The organism is Microcoleus sp. PH2017_08_TRC_O_A, from assembly GCF_020738665.1.
In the GTDB taxonomy this organism is placed as follows: Bacteria; Cyanobacteriota; Cyanobacteriia; order Cyanobacteriales; family Microcoleaceae; genus Microcoleus.
This window is the reverse complement of the sequence record NZ_JAEQCE010000004.1, coordinates 68,184-82,195: the sequence shown is the minus strand read 5'-3', so window position 1 is coordinate 82,195 and position 14,012 is coordinate 68,184. Positions and strand designations below refer to the sequence as shown.

Here is a 14,012-nt window from a genome sequence, read left to right as displayed (position 1 = left end):
ATGCTTGTCGAAAAATCCACTCAACTGATTGAGTTATCTCAAAAAAGAATTAATCTTCAGAGGTATGCAACTAATCTTCAAGGCTTTCAATCTCGACAACAACAAATCGAGCAAGCTGTCGCTGGAACTCTACCTCTCGTTCAATGTTTGAGAGCTTTTCATCAAAGAGGACTTGCTAATTTTGCTTTAGCTCAAAAAGCAGATACCCTACTGATATTTATTACGGATGTTGAGGCAGAATTTAAAGCAGATCCTGAGTGGATCATAGACAATAAAAATTTTAACAAAAAGAATTTCACTACTAGGATAGAGCAATTGCAAAAAGCTCTAGAAGACCAATTGAGTCAAGCTTGGCAGTGCTATCGAAATCAAAATAAGCCCAGCACTAATCATGAAATCCTGAATTTATTGGATAAAGTTTCGGCATTTAAGCCAACTGTTCAACGGATTAGAAGTTTAGATTTGCAAATTCGGGAGTCTAACTCAATTCCCCAAAGCATTGAGGATTTTGAGAAAGTCGATCGGCTAATTGAGCAATTAAAGCAGTGCTGGGATGGCTTAAATGCTGATGAGGTTCCTGAAGCAGTGCTTCGTTTTCTGAGAGTTGCTGCTAATGAGGGTGCTACCCTGAGTCTTTTAACGCCAGAGGTAAAAGATTGGTTGGCTAAAAACCGTCTGATTGATTCTTTACGAATTCGCTTGACTTAATTATGTTATGTTCGATATTTTAGACTGCATTTTCTAACGTACAAACAAAGTAGAATTTTAATAGATTAGATTCTAGGGAACGGTGAGGGCGGTATTGTTGGTGCAACTCCGCAGTTGAGAAGTTGTCAATAATTTTGAGTTGGAGTTCTTCAGTCAAAGTTTCAATATTTTCAAATCCAGTAATCCACGGCGCATACATACTTTCGTATTTATCGATGTAATCATTGATATCTTGGTAGCCCGTGGTTCTTGCAATCACCTTTTCCGACATATAATCAAAGGACAACTTGAAAGATTTAACATTGTCGCGAATTTTTTCTAATACAAATATGACATCTTTCTTGGCAAGTAAGGTAGTGTTACCTTCCCATAAAAAGTATGTAGCTTGCTCAAAATCAAAATCGTTCTGTTTCAGCAAAGCGATTAAATCATCTTGCACGTAATCGCCGGGAATGTAGCGGACATTGGCTGTAACTTTGTTAGCTTTGAGAGTTGAGGCTTTTAATTCAAGTGTCGCGCGATCGTCTATTTCCCAATAAGCCACTGATTCTCCATTCATTCTCGCAGCGCGAGTATCCAAACCCGATCCTAAAATCACGACTTGCTTGCAGCCTGCTAAAATTTGATTTGACAACACATCGTCAAAATATTTAGTACGCAACTTAATCATTTCTTTAGCCGCCGGAGAGTTTTGAGCTATTTCGCCCGCAATTCTTTTTGTTTCCTCATTCAGCCAAATTTTGACTACATTGTCGGTGTAAAGAGGAGCAGTTTCTGCATTTTCTTCTGCTCTAAATTCTGCGACAACAAAAGCAGTTGCTGTTACATTCTTACTCATTGCTCATTTTCCCCCTTAACTATTAGATATTTCCAGAAAGTCCTTTCTTGAACAGGCAAGATGCCTGTTCCACAAGAATTATTGGATGGATCTATTGATTTCTCGCATCTGCTAAAGTCTGATTGTTCGCCTCAGCATCATCATGCAATTCTGCTTGATGAATTTTATCGGGAATCAGCCCTTCCGGCCGCACGATCATCATCACAACTAAAGTTAAACCGAAGAGAAATAAACGCATTTGAATCGGGTCTAAACTGGTGGCGAGAAAGTCTGCTAACTGCGGAATTGCTATTCTCGGCAACACAAAAGTATTCATAAAACCTTTGAGGACTTGGGCGAGTTGGGGTAGATAAAGCCGATCGGCAGACATGATAATGATACCGCCCAAAATCACGCCTGTCATGTTGCCCAAACCGCCTAAAATCACCATGCACAGGATGATGACGGAGACTGAGAAATCGAAGACGCTGGGAAAAATGGCGCTGATATAAGCTGCGTAAAATGCGCCTGCAAACCCCGAAAATGTCGCTCCCATTGCAAAAGCCGAAAGTTTGGTTTTGACGAGGTTAATGCCCATGGCACTCGCTGCTAATTCATCTTCGCGCATGGCATTCCATGCCCTTCCCAAACGGGAATCTTGCAGCCGCGAAATCATGAAATATGCGAAGACAACTAGCAGCAAAATTAGGTAGTACCAGGGAAAGTAGTTACCGGTGCTGAATGTGCCGACGATCGGGAGAGATGGACGCCCGATCGGGTTTATGCCCGCTTCGCCGCCGGTGAGGTTAAAAGGTCGATCGCACCCAACGAGACAAAGCACCAATTCCGGCTTGCCCAAAACAGCAGCGACTATCTTCGAGATTGGTTCGTCGATGCGAATCGCGGTTAAATTTCTAAATACCACCGGAATAATTTCACCAAAGCCGAGGGTGACGATCGCCAAATAATCGCCCTTGAGTCGCAGTGTCGGAATACCGAGGATAACGCCGGATAGACCAGCTACAGCAGCGGCGATCGGCAAAACCACCCAAAAATTCCAAGCAATATTTACCTGTCCCGAAGATAGCAAAGCCGTGGTGTAAGCGCCGATCGCAAAAAACGCCGCATATCCCAAATCCAACAAGCCCGCAAAACCCACAGTAATATTCAAACCCAGCGCCAACATAATAAAGATTTGAATCTGTACTACCGTAGCAATCCAGCCGGTCTTAGCCTCAAGATCGATAAACGGAAACAGAATTAAGATAAAAGCTAATGTTACCAGAGTAGCCTGTCGCTGGCGTTCTCCCTGCAAACCCTGCAAAGCGCCCATTAACGTAGCTGTCAAAATTGCGATCGTCAAACTGCAAATTCCGTGCAGTAAAGTAGTCGGCAAATCCACCGCAGATTGACCAGAAAAAGGTCGAATCACAACTCCTTCGAGGACGCTAGCAACTAACAGCCAAACTCCCAATCCCAATCCGGCTAAACTGCCAATTGTCGCACCCATTTTCGGGTTGTTAACCTTCTGTTCCTGACCAGCCATAAAGCCTGCGGCTGTGCCCATCAGCCAGCCGATGACGGTGCCGCTCCAACCGCCGAATAGGATGACTGTCAAAGAGGCGATCGCTCCTAGAATACCACTAGATTTAATTGCTTTGATTATTTTGTTTGACATAGAAGAAGGAAGAAGGAAGAGGGAAGAAGGAAGAGGGAAGAGGGAGTGATATCAAATTGGGAGCGGCTATCCCTCGGTTTGAAACCAGGGAATATTTAATGGGGCTACTGTATTGCACTCAATTGAGAAGTGCTATGTTACAAATAAACATAAATTTTAATTGTATCTATCGACACAACATTAAGTATTTTTTCAGTAATATAACTTAGCACGATCGCGGACTATTTTTTATCTTGAATATAAGATAATATACTTTAAGCTTTTGCTACACAGGTGCACGACACCTAGCCTGCTTGCTCTTCTTACATAATTTTCCTGCCTAGTATGCACAATAATCCACGAATTATCCACTTAACCGAGGTTTCGGCGACCGATTTCCCCACTTCCGACAACTACAGGTACAAGTGCCGCGTGCAGATGCTCTCCGATGAGGGACAACCTTTGTTGCAAAAGGATTCCTTTAGCCGCAAGCAACCAAGCTGGTTATTGGATCTGAAAAACAACGGAGACTGCACGATCGCCATTACCCTATGCTACCGGGAAGGAGATATTACTCTGCCCTGGCAGGATGCCGCAACGGTCACATTGGCGACGCAGGATTACCTCAATGGTGAAACCAGCGCCGAGTTAGAATTTCCGATCGCCAACTGGAATCTAGCACCTCAGTTGAAGTTGAAAACTCGCCTTACCCAAAGTACCAGTGACGTAAGTAGCAGCACGCTGACGCTGTTGGGACATTCGGGAAATCGTCGCCTCCACGCGCCAGCAAGTCAGAGCAACGATCAAATAGAATTCGAGATGCCCGAAGCGGTTCCCCTCACACCGCAAGAGGAAGTAATTGTCAAAGACGTTTGGAACAAGCTGCGGGCGTGGAAAGAATTGCAAATGGAAAAGTTCTTGAAGCGCCTCTTGCTGGAGGCTCCAGAACTAGAGTACATCTTTGGGGATGCCCTCGACACCGTAAGCGACTACTTTTTTGAGTTGCTTGACTGTTGCGTACATCAGCTTCAGCCTTATACCCAGAACGTGATTTCGGAACCTCTGATGGGGGTGCCGGCAGAAAAAGGTGATAGCTTCGATAATGTTGAGGATTACGGAGCGCTGTTTGCCGATATGGGGATGCGTCCTCATCACTGGTTGAAAGCCCGGCAGGTGTGGATGTGGATGTTGCCGTCGATTCCGTACCTAGAAGAGTACGATCGCGAAAATCTAGCAAAAGGAACCCACTCCGCTGTTTACCGATTTTTCAACACCGATGTGATTGTCCCAATGGTAGAGGCGATGCGTCGCTACGAAGAGGCAATGCTTCCAGATGTCAAGCAACGCATGGCGGATTCTTTAACCATCCTCAGACAGAATACGCAGCAGATTGGAGAGGCATTTTTTCAAACTCTATTTGAAAAATACCCGTTCATGCTGCCTATTTTTGGACGGACAAACATGGATTATCTGTCCTTGAACCTGTTTGAGGTATTGGAATTTTTGGTTAACTGCTTCCACGGCGGCAGTAGAGACGAACTAATTCAAGATCTCCGCGTGTATATCTTTAATGAGATTGACACAGACGGGACTGGAACAATCTCTATTGAGGAACTCATCGATTACTCGCGCAAGTCCGGGCTATCCATCCCCATCAGCGAGTTGAACGATCTGTTTGCTCGCGTAGATGTCGATGGTAGTGGCGAGATTGACTTTGATGAATTTGAAGAGTTGATAGTCCAGCAGTTAGGAACCCAGGTGAGTATTGATGATATACCCTCCTGCGCCTATGCTGGTATGGTACAGGTATTGGTGCTCATACTTGAGAAGTATGTGCCAGACTTCACCCCTGAGTTAGGGCACGCATGGCAGACGTTGTTCGATCGCGTTATTAACGTGATGAAGTTGCCCAAGCTGAATGAGGAGCGATTTCTCAAAAAAGCCAAGCAGTATTTGAAGCAGATTGCTACCGAGCAAGAATGGGAACCGGAGGATCAAGCGCGGCGTTGGGTAGAAATCCAAGAGGAAGTGAAAGCCACAGGCACTTACACCCACACCTACGAAGAATTAGCCTATGGGGCACAGTTGTCGTGGCGCAATGCTTCCAAGTGTATTGCTCGAATTCAGTGGAATAATATGGTGGTGCGCGATCGCCGCTATGTCACCAACCCCGACGAGATGTTTCGCGAGTTAGAAGAACACCTGCGATACGCCACGAATGGGGGCAATATTCAAATTACGATGACCGTCTTCCGTCCCAAACAGCCGAAGGAACGCTGGGGCCCACGCGTCTGGAATTCCCAATTGATTCGCTATGCCGCTTACGAGCAACCGAACGGGAGTATTATGGGCGATGGCGCCAACTTTGAGCTCACCGCAGCAATCTTAAAACTCGGCTGGCAACCACCGGAACCACGCACACCCTACGACATCCTCCCCCTAGTGATTGAAGTCCCAGGAATGGAACCGAAATTCTATGAGTTTCATCAAGACGATGTACTGGAAGTGGAAATTGAGCATCCCACAATTCCAGAGTTCAAGTCCCTCGGCTTTCGGTGGTATGCCATCCCAGCCATCAGCAACTTCCGCATGGACATCGGCGGCATTACCTACGCCTGCCTTCCTTTCAATGGCTGGTACATGGGTACCGAGATTATGCGGGATTTCTTGGAAGATTGGCGCTACGACAAAACGGAGGACATCGCCAAAGTTCTCAAGCTGGATACCAGTTCTGAGCAAACGTTGTGGCGCGATCGCGTAGCATTAGAACTCAACATCGCTATCCTATACTCATTCCAAAAAGCTAAAGTTTCGATGGTGGATCACCAGACTGCCTCCAAACAATTCATCGCCCACGACTTGCGCGAAAAGAAAGCAGGGCGCGAGTGTCCGGCAGATTGGGGTTGGGTCGTACCACCCTCTGGAGGGAGTACCTGCCCAGTCTGGCATCACCAGATGCGCGACTTTTACCTAGACCCTGCCTATCACTATGGAGCCGATCGATGGACAGTGGAAGACGGCATTGACCTGGAAAAATTCATCACTACTACCGACGAGGACGACAACAAGCAAGACCGCATCCTGATTCTCTACGCCTCTGAAACAGGTACAGCCGAAGGCTTTGCGCGGAAAGCCTCCCGTCAACTCCAGCGCTACAAAGCGAAAGTGATGGCCCTCGATGAATACAATACCGATACCCTTGCCTCTGAAAAGCTCCTCCTAATCGTCACCTCCACCTTCGGTAATGGCGAAATCCCCGGAAACGGCCAAAAATTCCTTCAGTGGTTGAAGAAACAGCCTGCGGGTTCCCTCAGTGGGTTGAGCTATTCCATCCTCGGCATTGGCAGTACCGTTTACGAACACTTCTGTGCTGCGGCAATTTCGGTAGATAAAACACTCGCAAAGGCAGGGGCTAACTGCATTGTGCCGTTGCATAAAGGGGATGAAATTAAGGGACAGGCAGACACCTTCAAACAGTGGCTGGGACTCATCTCCCGCGTTTTAGGTGAGGATGTCACCTCCGCAGATGCCACAACCGCATCCGCCCCAAAACTCAACGTTACCTTCTTAAATGAGGCAGAAGCGGCAACCGTTGCCCCTCTAGCCGTGAGTGGAGATAAAGCCATCGAAGTTCCTGTCGTCGCAAATCAAGAACTGCTCCAAGAGGTGATTCCTGGTAGTCGTTCTACTCGTTATATCATGTTCGATATTTCCGATAGCAATTTGCAATACGAAACCGGCGATCACGTTGCTATTTATCCTTGCAATCCACCAGAATTAGTACAGCGGTTGTGCGATCGCCTTTCAGTCACCCCTAATACCTATTTCACAGCTAGTTACGTAACACCAGATGGCACTCAAATAGAAGACCAACCCCCCATTGCCGTCCCAACAACCGTAGGTCAGGTTTTCTCCGAAGAACTCGATCTAGCTTTGCGGGAACCCTTCAACGAACTGCTTACCTACCTGTACTCCGTAGCCCAAAATCCCCAGGAGAAACATCGCCTAGAAACCTGGCTGGAGATTCTCCGGCAGGTAGACGACAATGCCGACAGCGTTTTGCTCAAGAAAACGATCGCAGACAACTTCATGAGTGTTCTCGATCTATTTGATGAGTTTCCCTCAGCAGAGATTACCCTCGCCACCCTACTAGAGTTGCTGCCGAAGCAAAAGCCACGCCTATACTCGATTTCCTCCTCTCCCTTGCTCCATCCCCAGCACCTACAAATCACCGTTGGCGTGCTGCAAATCAAAACCGACGCAGGCAAAGTCCGTCAAGGACTCTGTTCCAACTACCTAGCTGGACTGGAACCCGGAGCGAAGGTTCGCATTGGTGTCCGTACTTCTAGCTTCCGTCCGCCTAGCGAACTCGATGCACCGATGCTAATGGTAGGACCGGGTACAGGGGTCTCTCCCCTGATTGCTTTCCTTCAGTACCGAGATGCCTTGTTGCAGCAAGGACAACCCTTGGGCGATGCTACCTTATACTTTGGCTGTCGCAATCACAGTGACTTCCTCTATCAGGAGCAGATGCAGACGTGGCAGAATCAAGGTGTACTTTCGGGCCTGGAAGTAGCATTCTCCCGTCTTGGAGACCAAAAGCTGTACGTGCAGAACCTCATGCAGCAAAACTCCCAGGATGTCTGGAAGCTGCTGAGTCATCCTAAGTGTCACTACTACGTTTGTGGGGATGCGAAGATGGCGGATGATGTGTTTGAAGTGATGCTCTCTATTGCCAAAACCGAAGGCGGTTTATCTCACATCGAAGCCGCCGTGTTCTTCGACAATATGAAGCAAGAAAAGCGTTTCACGAGCGATGTTTGGGGCGTGCAGTTGAACTTCAAACAAGCTATCAAACAGGTGCAAAAAGATAACTACTCTAAAGCCGAAGGGTGGCTAATTCGGGTGCAGCAGTCAAGTGACAGTGAAGCACCAGTCAAGGAATTGGCGCAACCGCTAACTGTCTAACATTTGGGACTGTTAGCATTAACAAAAGGAGCTGGAAGCGAGAAGACTTCCAGCTCCTTTTGTTAATTTTGTTTGAATTGATTGATATCAATTCCGGTTGCACCGGAATGATTGTTGACTGTTGACTGTTGACTGTTGACTGTTGACTGCTGCGATCGCTTCTGGATTTGCAAGCGTATATTTCAGGCGATCGCAAATCCGGTATGCTTGCGTACTTCAGGCGAATGAAACGCCAAAACAATGCAGTTTTCAGGAACACCACCCTCCAGTAATTCATCAGTAATGCCGTCTTCCATACCATCATAATGAATCCAGAGTTTACCGTTGCGAATTTCAACGTGAATGAGGCAATAGTGGAGTCGCTTGTGCCCCTCCCAGCCTTCAGTCATCAATAAAAAATCATTTCGGTCTTCGCTGACAATGACTTTGTTATTAATCTCGGCGTAATTGTAGGGTAGGCTGGCATAGTACGACAGGATTTTATAAATCAACTCACGGTATTCATCTAGTTTATCCATCTGGTAACAACCTCCTGAATAGGATCGATAACGATAATTTTCATTGCTCTATCCTCAAGTACGACTTGCACGATATCCTCCTGAAAGAAGCTGGTATAAATCTCTTCAGTAATGGCTAGGTATAGGGCGCGATATGGCTCTCTTTTAGAGAGTATTTTTAAGTACAAACTGTATTGTCCGATCGCATTTTCCCAATCTTTGACTAGAGACTTGCCGACAAAACTTTTGATTTCAACTGCAATTTTTTGTCCCTCGCGTTCGGCTGCTAGTAACTTTTTAGCTCCCAAATCCACAAACACACTGCGCGAACCAAATTGCAGAGTCAGAGGATCGTCTGTAATTATCCACCCATCCTTTTCTAAAGCAGTCCTTATTTGATAATGATAAATGTCTTTTGCCATTTTTTCAACCCTGCACCTTTAAACCTTCTCCTGAACATTCTCACCCAACAAACCGCCCGGCCGGAAAGCCAAAATCACCACCAAAACTCCAAACACCCAAGCATTAGTCCAGCGACTCGACAAATACTGATCGCTCAAAGACGACAACACCCCAATCAAAACCCCTCCTAACATCGCCCCGACAATATTGCCAATCCCCCCCAAAACAGCCGCCGTAAAAGCCCTCAACCCCGCCGTAAAACCCATCGTAAACACGATCGTATTGTTATACAAACCAACCAAAATTCCCGCCGAACCAGCCAAAGCCCCACCAATCAAAAAAGTCAGAGCAATAATCTGATCGACATTAATTCCCATGATTTTAGCAGCATCGCGGCTTTGAGCAGTTGCCCGCATCGCCTTTCCCAGACGAGTGTACTGCACAAACACATGAAGCAAAACCATTAATACCAGAGCCACCACCAACACAATTAAATCTTTTGTAGTAAATACAATACTTGTTTGAATTCCCATAGCTTTGAGAATATCAACTCGCGGCAACAAATCGGGGAAGCTTTTCGGAGCCGCCGAATTAGAACCCATCACCGGAATAAAAGCTTTCAATCCTCCCCAAAATAATCCCAGATTTTGGAAGATAAAAGAAACCCCGATCGCCGAAATTAACGGAGCCAAACGAGGAGCATTTCGCAAAGGACGATAAGCATACTTTTCGACCACAATATTTAGTCCAGCACAAAACACCGAACATACAACCAAAGCGACTAACATCACCGGTATCGCAACACTTAAAGGTGCGCCGTCTTGAATCCCAAAAGCCCCGAAAACAGTCAGCGAAGCAAAAGCACCCAACATATACAAATCGCCGTGAGCAAAATTGATCAGCTCAATAATGCCGTAAACCATCGTGTAACCCAAAGCAATAATTGCAATCAGCGCCCCGTTGACCAAACCCACTAACAACTGTTGAATCAACACTTCTGGGCTGCGGACTATTTCGCCAATAATTTTCGGTAAGTCAAATCCTGCGATCGGGCCTAACAACAAAACTATATACGCTACACCTATATATAAGAGAATACTTTTCCAGTTTTTCATAATTATTGGAATTGGGAATTGGGAATTGGGAATTGGGAATTGGGAATTGGGAATTGGGCATGGGGAAGTTCTACTCGTTCCCAGGCTCTGCCTGGTAACGCAGATCCGGAGGCTCTGCCTCCAATTTTTATACTAGAAAAGCGAGACAATCTTCCTACTAGAAAAGCGAGGCAATTTTCCTGGTATAAGAGCGAGGCAGAGCCTCTAGACATCGGTTCCCAGGCAGAGCCGGGGAACCAGTTAACCAGTCAACTGACAACAGTCAACTGACTAATTATTCAGTCTTAAGTGCACTCACAAATTCCCACTTACCAGCTTTAACAACATTTCCTGACATTGTAGTCAAGCTAGTATCACCATTAGCATCAAAACTCCAATTGCCAAGTACGCCGTTAAAATCTTTAGTTGCCAAAACAGCATCGCGGATAGCCGCGCGGTCATTTTTGCAAACCTTATTAATTGCGCCGATAATCACCTTAGCAGATTCATAAGCATAAGCTGCATAAGCTTCTGGTTCAGCATTATATTTTGCCTTGTAGCTTTCATACCACTTCGCACCAACGCCAGTCAATTCTTTAGGAGGCAAACCACCAAAAGTAGCATAAACTCCTTCAGCATCTTTGCCTCCGGCATCAATTAAAGCTTGTTCTTTAATGCCATCCGGGCCCATGAATTTGACTGCTTCCGGTGTCATCCCAACATTTCTCATGTCTTTAATGATTTGTCCAGCATTACTTTGAGTAGTGCCACCAAAGTAAATCATTTCTGGATTTAAAGCTTTGATCTTATTCATTAAAGCTTTGTAATCACTGGCTTTGATATCAATTCCTTCGCGGCCGAGAACTTCAATTCCCGCAGCTTTAGCAGTTGTTTCAAAGATGTCAGCAATACCCTTGCCGTAGAGTTCTTGGTCGTCTAGGATGTAGACTTTTTTAACTCCTAAAGATTTCGCCCAATTGGACGCTACAGCACCTTGAAGGTCGTCTGCGGGGACAACACGGGCGAAATTGCGAGTGCCTGTAGGGTAATAAACATTGGGTTCTTTGGCTTCGCCTTTTCCTGGTTTTGTCAAGCCCGGATAGGTCGTGGCGGGACTCACCATCGCTACATTAGCTTGGTTGAGGACGGGAATGGAAAGTTTTGCCGCACCTGAGTTGTAGTGACCGATCGCACCAACTACCGAACCATCCGCTGCTACTTTGTTAGCATTCGATGTGACTTGGCTGGGATCCCATTTGCCAGCCGCAGCAGTCGCGTCATCGAGAATCTCGTATTCGATTTTGATTTTGCCATCGCAGGCTTTAGAGTCGGTTTCGGCAAGGGCTTGTTTGACACCGTTGACCATTGTTTGAGCTTGACCCAAGGCGCTGCCTGTCATGGGGAGCATGGAGACTATTTTGACGGTATTTGGGTCTCCGGGGGTGCTAACGACGATGGGAGAGGCTGCGGGAGAGCTTCCAGGACTGCTGCCGGGGGTTGTGGCGCTTGGTGTTTGGGGACTCTGACAACTGGCGCAGAGAGAGGCTATGCCGGCGGCGAGGAGTAATGTCCGCAGCCCGCCGGTGTTGAGATTTTGTGTTGGGTTGGTTTTTGTGGATGTGGGACTTTTGCCCCCTGATTTTTCTGAAAAGTTCATAGGTTGGTTTGTTTGTTGCTTGCGTCTTAGCATATTTTCACTCTCTAAGTCTGTAAGTCAAGACTTAGCACAAGTTAAAAAAATTTGTCTCAACTGTGAATTTTAGTTGGACTGGCGTATCAGACATTGATGCCATCCCAGAGTTCCTCAATGGGGAATGTTTGTCCCGTTTTGGCTTGGTGGAGGGAGGTTTTCAGATCAGCGAGGATTTGGTCGTTGGAGTCGGTGTCTGAATCAAAATCTGAGTCGAAGTCTGGGGCGATCGCGGTTTGTGTCCGACTGGTCAAAAATTCTAGGAATGTCAGGGTTTGCTCTAAAAGCGATTCAGGAGTTCGTTCGATCGCTTCTAGAAGGCGTTGTTTAATCAGCGACATAAGATGATATCTCAATCTAGCTCTTCTTATTTTATCAGTATGTGGTCAAGAGTTAGCACAAGATGCTCAGATATCGACAAAACGCATTCATTCCTCGTTGACTTAATTAAACAGAAATGGTTTAACAGATAGAATCATACGATCTAACTCTGTTTTGTTGTGTTTGAGAAGATCGTGCCCCCATAATCCATTCGTGTTATTATTGGAACAGTCATTTGCAAGGGCTTCTCCGATATTTTCAAAATTCTTTCTAATATCGCTCCTTAACTTCTCTGGTTCAGATAATACTCCAAGAACAAATACTCTATTTTCTAAATCCTCGGGAATCCGCTCCTTTACATAACTAAACCTATCTTCATAATTTTCATCAAAATCAATCAGCAAGACCATCATTCTTTCTTTCTGGAAATTTTTTCTTCATTTCAGAGGCATGATTTTTTAGGAATTTCTCCACAACTTTTTCCCAACCACCAGCAGGCCGCTCAATCTGAATAGCTCTGGAGTAAAGGTCTAGAAAATTATTAAATCCATTTACGATCTCTTCATTAGCACGGTCTTCTGGCAACACAACAACATGAGACTTGTATGGATTTTGCTTCTCTTTCATAATTCTATGTCGCCGCGAATCAAGGTATCTACAAGATCGCCACTGACAGGTATATCACTGAGCAACCTAACTAAGGTTGGCTCTAAGTGACTTTTTCGATCGAGTACAAAGGTATTTTCATTTGAAAACTTTCTGATTGCTTCTTCATTATGTGAGGTCGCTATAATCTGACCGCTATCCTTAAATGAGCGTCGTAGTGATGTAAGAAAATGTCCAACCTCTGACAGAGAAAGATAGTTATCAGGTTCGTCCCAAAAGCAAAAAAGTGGGCCGTAATACTTGTTAGCAGCTAAGACAACAGCACAAAGAAAAAAGCATTTCTCCCCATCAGATAAGTCTTTAAAGTCAACACTCAGATTGGCATTCTTTTCTTCAAACCGAACAATCATACTTTTAGAGTCTTTCCCGATTTGTTCATTCAGAAAATCCTGAAAGTCAGGCATAACTTCTTGGAGGTATCTGTAAGCCTGTGTGTAGGCAGCAGGGTAGCGACTGAGTAACCCAGAGAACCACTCCCCAAAATTTGAACCGTCTCGTTTTGGCTCCAACGTTTCCCCGTTAGAGTCTCCAGTCATCAGGCTTGGGATCGGGGCTAAAATAATCGTGCGCGCCAGCCAAGTCTTGAAAATACGAAGCGGATCGGTTTCTGATTGTTCTTGAATCACTGGAAGAGCAACGAGATGCCAATCCACCAGAAACTTAGCTTCAGGATTTCGCGGGCTGGTGTAATGAATAGTGACTTGGGCTTCCTTGCGAGAGTAAATTGGATTTCCTGAAATTAACAGTTGCTCTTCAAAAACTCGAAGCTCTCTAAAGTTTTCTGGTAATTCCAATGCCAGAATATATTTGTATAATTTATTGTCAAGTAATACTTCTATCTCAAATCGAATTGGAACATCAGACCTGCCTCGATTGAAATCTTTCGGGTCGATAAGACCAAGATGATTTTTATCAAAATCACGCATTCTGTTAATGCCTCGACCGATGTGTTGAAGGATTTCCAATACAACGCGGATGGTTGATTTACCTGCACCATTTTTCCCAATTAAAAGGGAGGATGGCATCTCTTTGAGAATCAGTTCAAAGTTCTCCAGGCATCTGAAGTTATGTACGTATAGTCTTTGGAGCATAGAAAAACGACTCCGAGGAGTGAAAAGTTAAAAAAATGGTCAGCTTACTTAACCAATATACAATATTTCCACTTCACAACACCTAAATAGGTTGTGGTAAA

At 45.4% G+C, this 14,012-nt stretch carries 13 protein-coding genes; 3 read left to right on the top strand and 10 right to left on the bottom strand.

The genetic code is table 11. The features are described 5' to 3' along the window. Nucleotides 1–708, top strand: coding sequence for a hypothetical protein (locus JGK22_RS02090; RefSeq protein WP_293181697.1), 708 nt, complete (start codon nucleotides 1–3; stop codon nucleotides 706–708). 19 nt (nucleotides 709–727) lie between these two features. Here the strand turns inward: JGK22_RS02090 and JGK22_RS02085 are convergent, their stop codons facing one another. Next, nucleotides 728–1,546, bottom strand: a complete 819-nt coding sequence (locus JGK22_RS02085; protein WP_293190843.1) for a class I SAM-dependent methyltransferase — start codon at nucleotides 1,544–1,546, stop codon at nucleotides 728–730. Nucleotides 1,547–1,637: 91 nt separating this feature from the next. Then, the gene (locus JGK22_RS02080; RefSeq protein WP_293312231.1) at nucleotides 1,638–3,143 is read right to left on the bottom strand and encodes a branched-chain amino acid ABC transporter permease; all 1,506 of its coding nucleotides are present in this window, start codon (nucleotides 3,141–3,143) and stop codon (nucleotides 1,638–1,640) included. Between the two features lie 384 nt (nucleotides 3,144–3,527). Between JGK22_RS02080 and JGK22_RS02075 the strand changes: the two genes are divergently transcribed. Further along, nucleotides 3,528–8,150 carry a nitric oxide synthase oxygenase gene (locus JGK22_RS02075; protein ID WP_293312229.1) on the top strand — a complete coding sequence of 1,541 codons (4,623 nt, stop codon included), beginning with the start codon at nucleotides 3,528–3,530 and terminating at the stop codon, nucleotides 8,148–8,150. A gap of 182 nt (nucleotides 8,151–8,332) precedes the next feature. Here the strand turns inward: JGK22_RS02075 and JGK22_RS02070 are convergent, their stop codons facing one another. From JGK22_RS02070 to JGK22_RS02060, 3 genes are read right to left on the bottom strand one after another with little or no spacing between them, the layout of a single operon-like run. Continuing rightward, nucleotides 8,333–8,668 carry a XisI protein gene (locus tag JGK22_RS02070; protein ID WP_293181693.1) on the bottom strand — a complete coding sequence of 112 codons (336 nt, stop codon included), beginning with the start codon at nucleotides 8,666–8,668 and terminating at the stop codon, nucleotides 8,333–8,335. After that, complete coding sequence (locus JGK22_RS02065; RefSeq protein ID WP_293181692.1) at nucleotides 8,656–9,069, bottom strand: element excision factor XisH family protein; 414 nt, start codon at nucleotides 9,067–9,069, stop codon at nucleotides 8,656–8,658. The genes JGK22_RS02070 and JGK22_RS02065 overlap by 13 nt, the downstream gene beginning before the upstream one ends. Nucleotides 9,070–9,087: 18 nt before the next feature. Continuing rightward, nucleotides 9,088–10,164: a branched-chain amino acid ABC transporter permease gene (locus JGK22_RS02060; RefSeq protein WP_293181691.1), complete on the bottom strand. Its 1,077-nt coding sequence runs from the start codon at nucleotides 10,162–10,164 to the stop codon at nucleotides 9,088–9,090. Between the two features lie 18 nt (nucleotides 10,165–10,182). Here JGK22_RS02060 and JGK22_RS02055 point away from each other — a divergent pair, with 18 nt between their 5' ends. After that, on the top strand, nucleotides 10,183–10,434 hold the full coding sequence (locus JGK22_RS02055; protein WP_293181689.1) for a hypothetical protein: 252 nt from the start codon (nucleotides 10,183–10,185) through the stop codon (nucleotides 10,432–10,434). Nucleotides 10,435–10,438: 4 nt separating this feature from the next. Here the strand turns inward: JGK22_RS02055 and JGK22_RS02050 are convergent, their stop codons facing one another. The 5 genes from JGK22_RS02050 to JGK22_RS02030 form a co-directional block, all read right to left on the bottom strand. Beyond that, nucleotides 10,439–11,800, bottom strand: coding sequence for a branched-chain amino acid ABC transporter substrate-binding protein (locus JGK22_RS02050; protein WP_293312227.1), 1,362 nt, complete (start codon nucleotides 11,798–11,800; stop codon nucleotides 10,439–10,441). A 119-nt stretch (nucleotides 11,801–11,919) separates the two neighbouring features. Beyond that, nucleotides 11,920–12,174: a hypothetical protein gene (locus tag JGK22_RS02045; RefSeq protein ID WP_293181685.1), complete on the bottom strand. Its 255-nt coding sequence runs from the start codon at nucleotides 12,172–12,174 to the stop codon at nucleotides 11,920–11,922. A gap of 102 nt (nucleotides 12,175–12,276) precedes the next feature. Beyond that, on the bottom strand, nucleotides 12,277–12,567 hold the full coding sequence (locus JGK22_RS02040; RefSeq protein ID WP_293181683.1) for a hypothetical protein: 291 nt from the start codon (nucleotides 12,565–12,567) through the stop codon (nucleotides 12,277–12,279). Continuing rightward, entirely contained in the window at nucleotides 12,548–12,781 is a 234-nt protein-coding gene (locus JGK22_RS02035; RefSeq protein WP_293181681.1) for a hypothetical protein, read from the bottom strand. The genes JGK22_RS02040 and JGK22_RS02035 overlap by 20 nt, the downstream gene beginning before the upstream one ends. After that, nucleotides 12,778–13,911 carry an AAA family ATPase gene (locus tag JGK22_RS02030; RefSeq protein WP_293181679.1) on the bottom strand — a complete coding sequence of 378 codons (1,134 nt, stop codon included), beginning with the start codon at nucleotides 13,909–13,911 and terminating at the stop codon, nucleotides 12,778–12,780. The genes JGK22_RS02035 and JGK22_RS02030 overlap by 4 nt, the downstream gene beginning before the upstream one ends. Nucleotides 13,912–14,012: the final 101 nt, after the last annotated feature.

What these genes read in the sequence shown, in the direction of transcription:
- JGK22_RS02090 (WP_293181697.1), top strand. Translation starts at nt 1, where the DNA reads ATGCTTGTCGAAAAATCCACTCAACTGATTGAGTTATCTCAAAAAAGA.
- JGK22_RS02085 (WP_293190843.1), bottom strand. Translation starts at nt 1,546, where the DNA reads ATGAGTAAGAATGTAACAGCAACTGCTTTTGTTGTCGCAGAATTTAGA.
- JGK22_RS02075 (WP_293312229.1), top strand. Translation starts at nt 3,528, where the DNA reads ATGCACAATAATCCACGAATTATCCACTTAACCGAGGTTTCGGCGACC.
- JGK22_RS02070 (WP_293181693.1), bottom strand. Translation starts at nt 8,668, where the DNA reads ATGGATAAACTAGATGAATACCGTGAGTTGATTTATAAAATCCTGTCG.
- JGK22_RS02065 (WP_293181692.1), bottom strand. Translation starts at nt 9,069, where the DNA reads ATGGCAAAAGACATTTATCATTATCAAATAAGGACTGCTTTAGAAAAG.
- JGK22_RS02060 (WP_293181691.1), bottom strand. Translation starts at nt 10,164, where the DNA reads ATGAAAAACTGGAAAAGTATTCTCTTATATATAGGTGTAGCGTATATA.
- JGK22_RS02050 (WP_293312227.1), bottom strand. Translation starts at nt 11,800, where the DNA reads ATGAACTTTTCAGAAAAATCAGGGGGCAAAAGTCCCACATCCACAAAA.
- JGK22_RS02045 (WP_293181685.1), bottom strand. Translation starts at nt 12,174, where the DNA reads ATGTCGCTGATTAAACAACGCCTTCTAGAAGCGATCGAACGAACTCCT.
- JGK22_RS02040 (WP_293181683.1), bottom strand. Translation starts at nt 12,567, where the DNA reads ATGATGGTCTTGCTGATTGATTTTGATGAAAATTATGAAGATAGGTTT.
- JGK22_RS02035 (WP_293181681.1), bottom strand. Translation starts at nt 12,781, where the DNA reads ATGAAAGAGAAGCAAAATCCATACAAGTCTCATGTTGTTGTGTTGCCA.
- JGK22_RS02030 (WP_293181679.1), bottom strand. Translation starts at nt 13,911, where the DNA reads ATGCTCCAAAGACTATACGTACATAACTTCAGATGCCTGGAGAACTTT.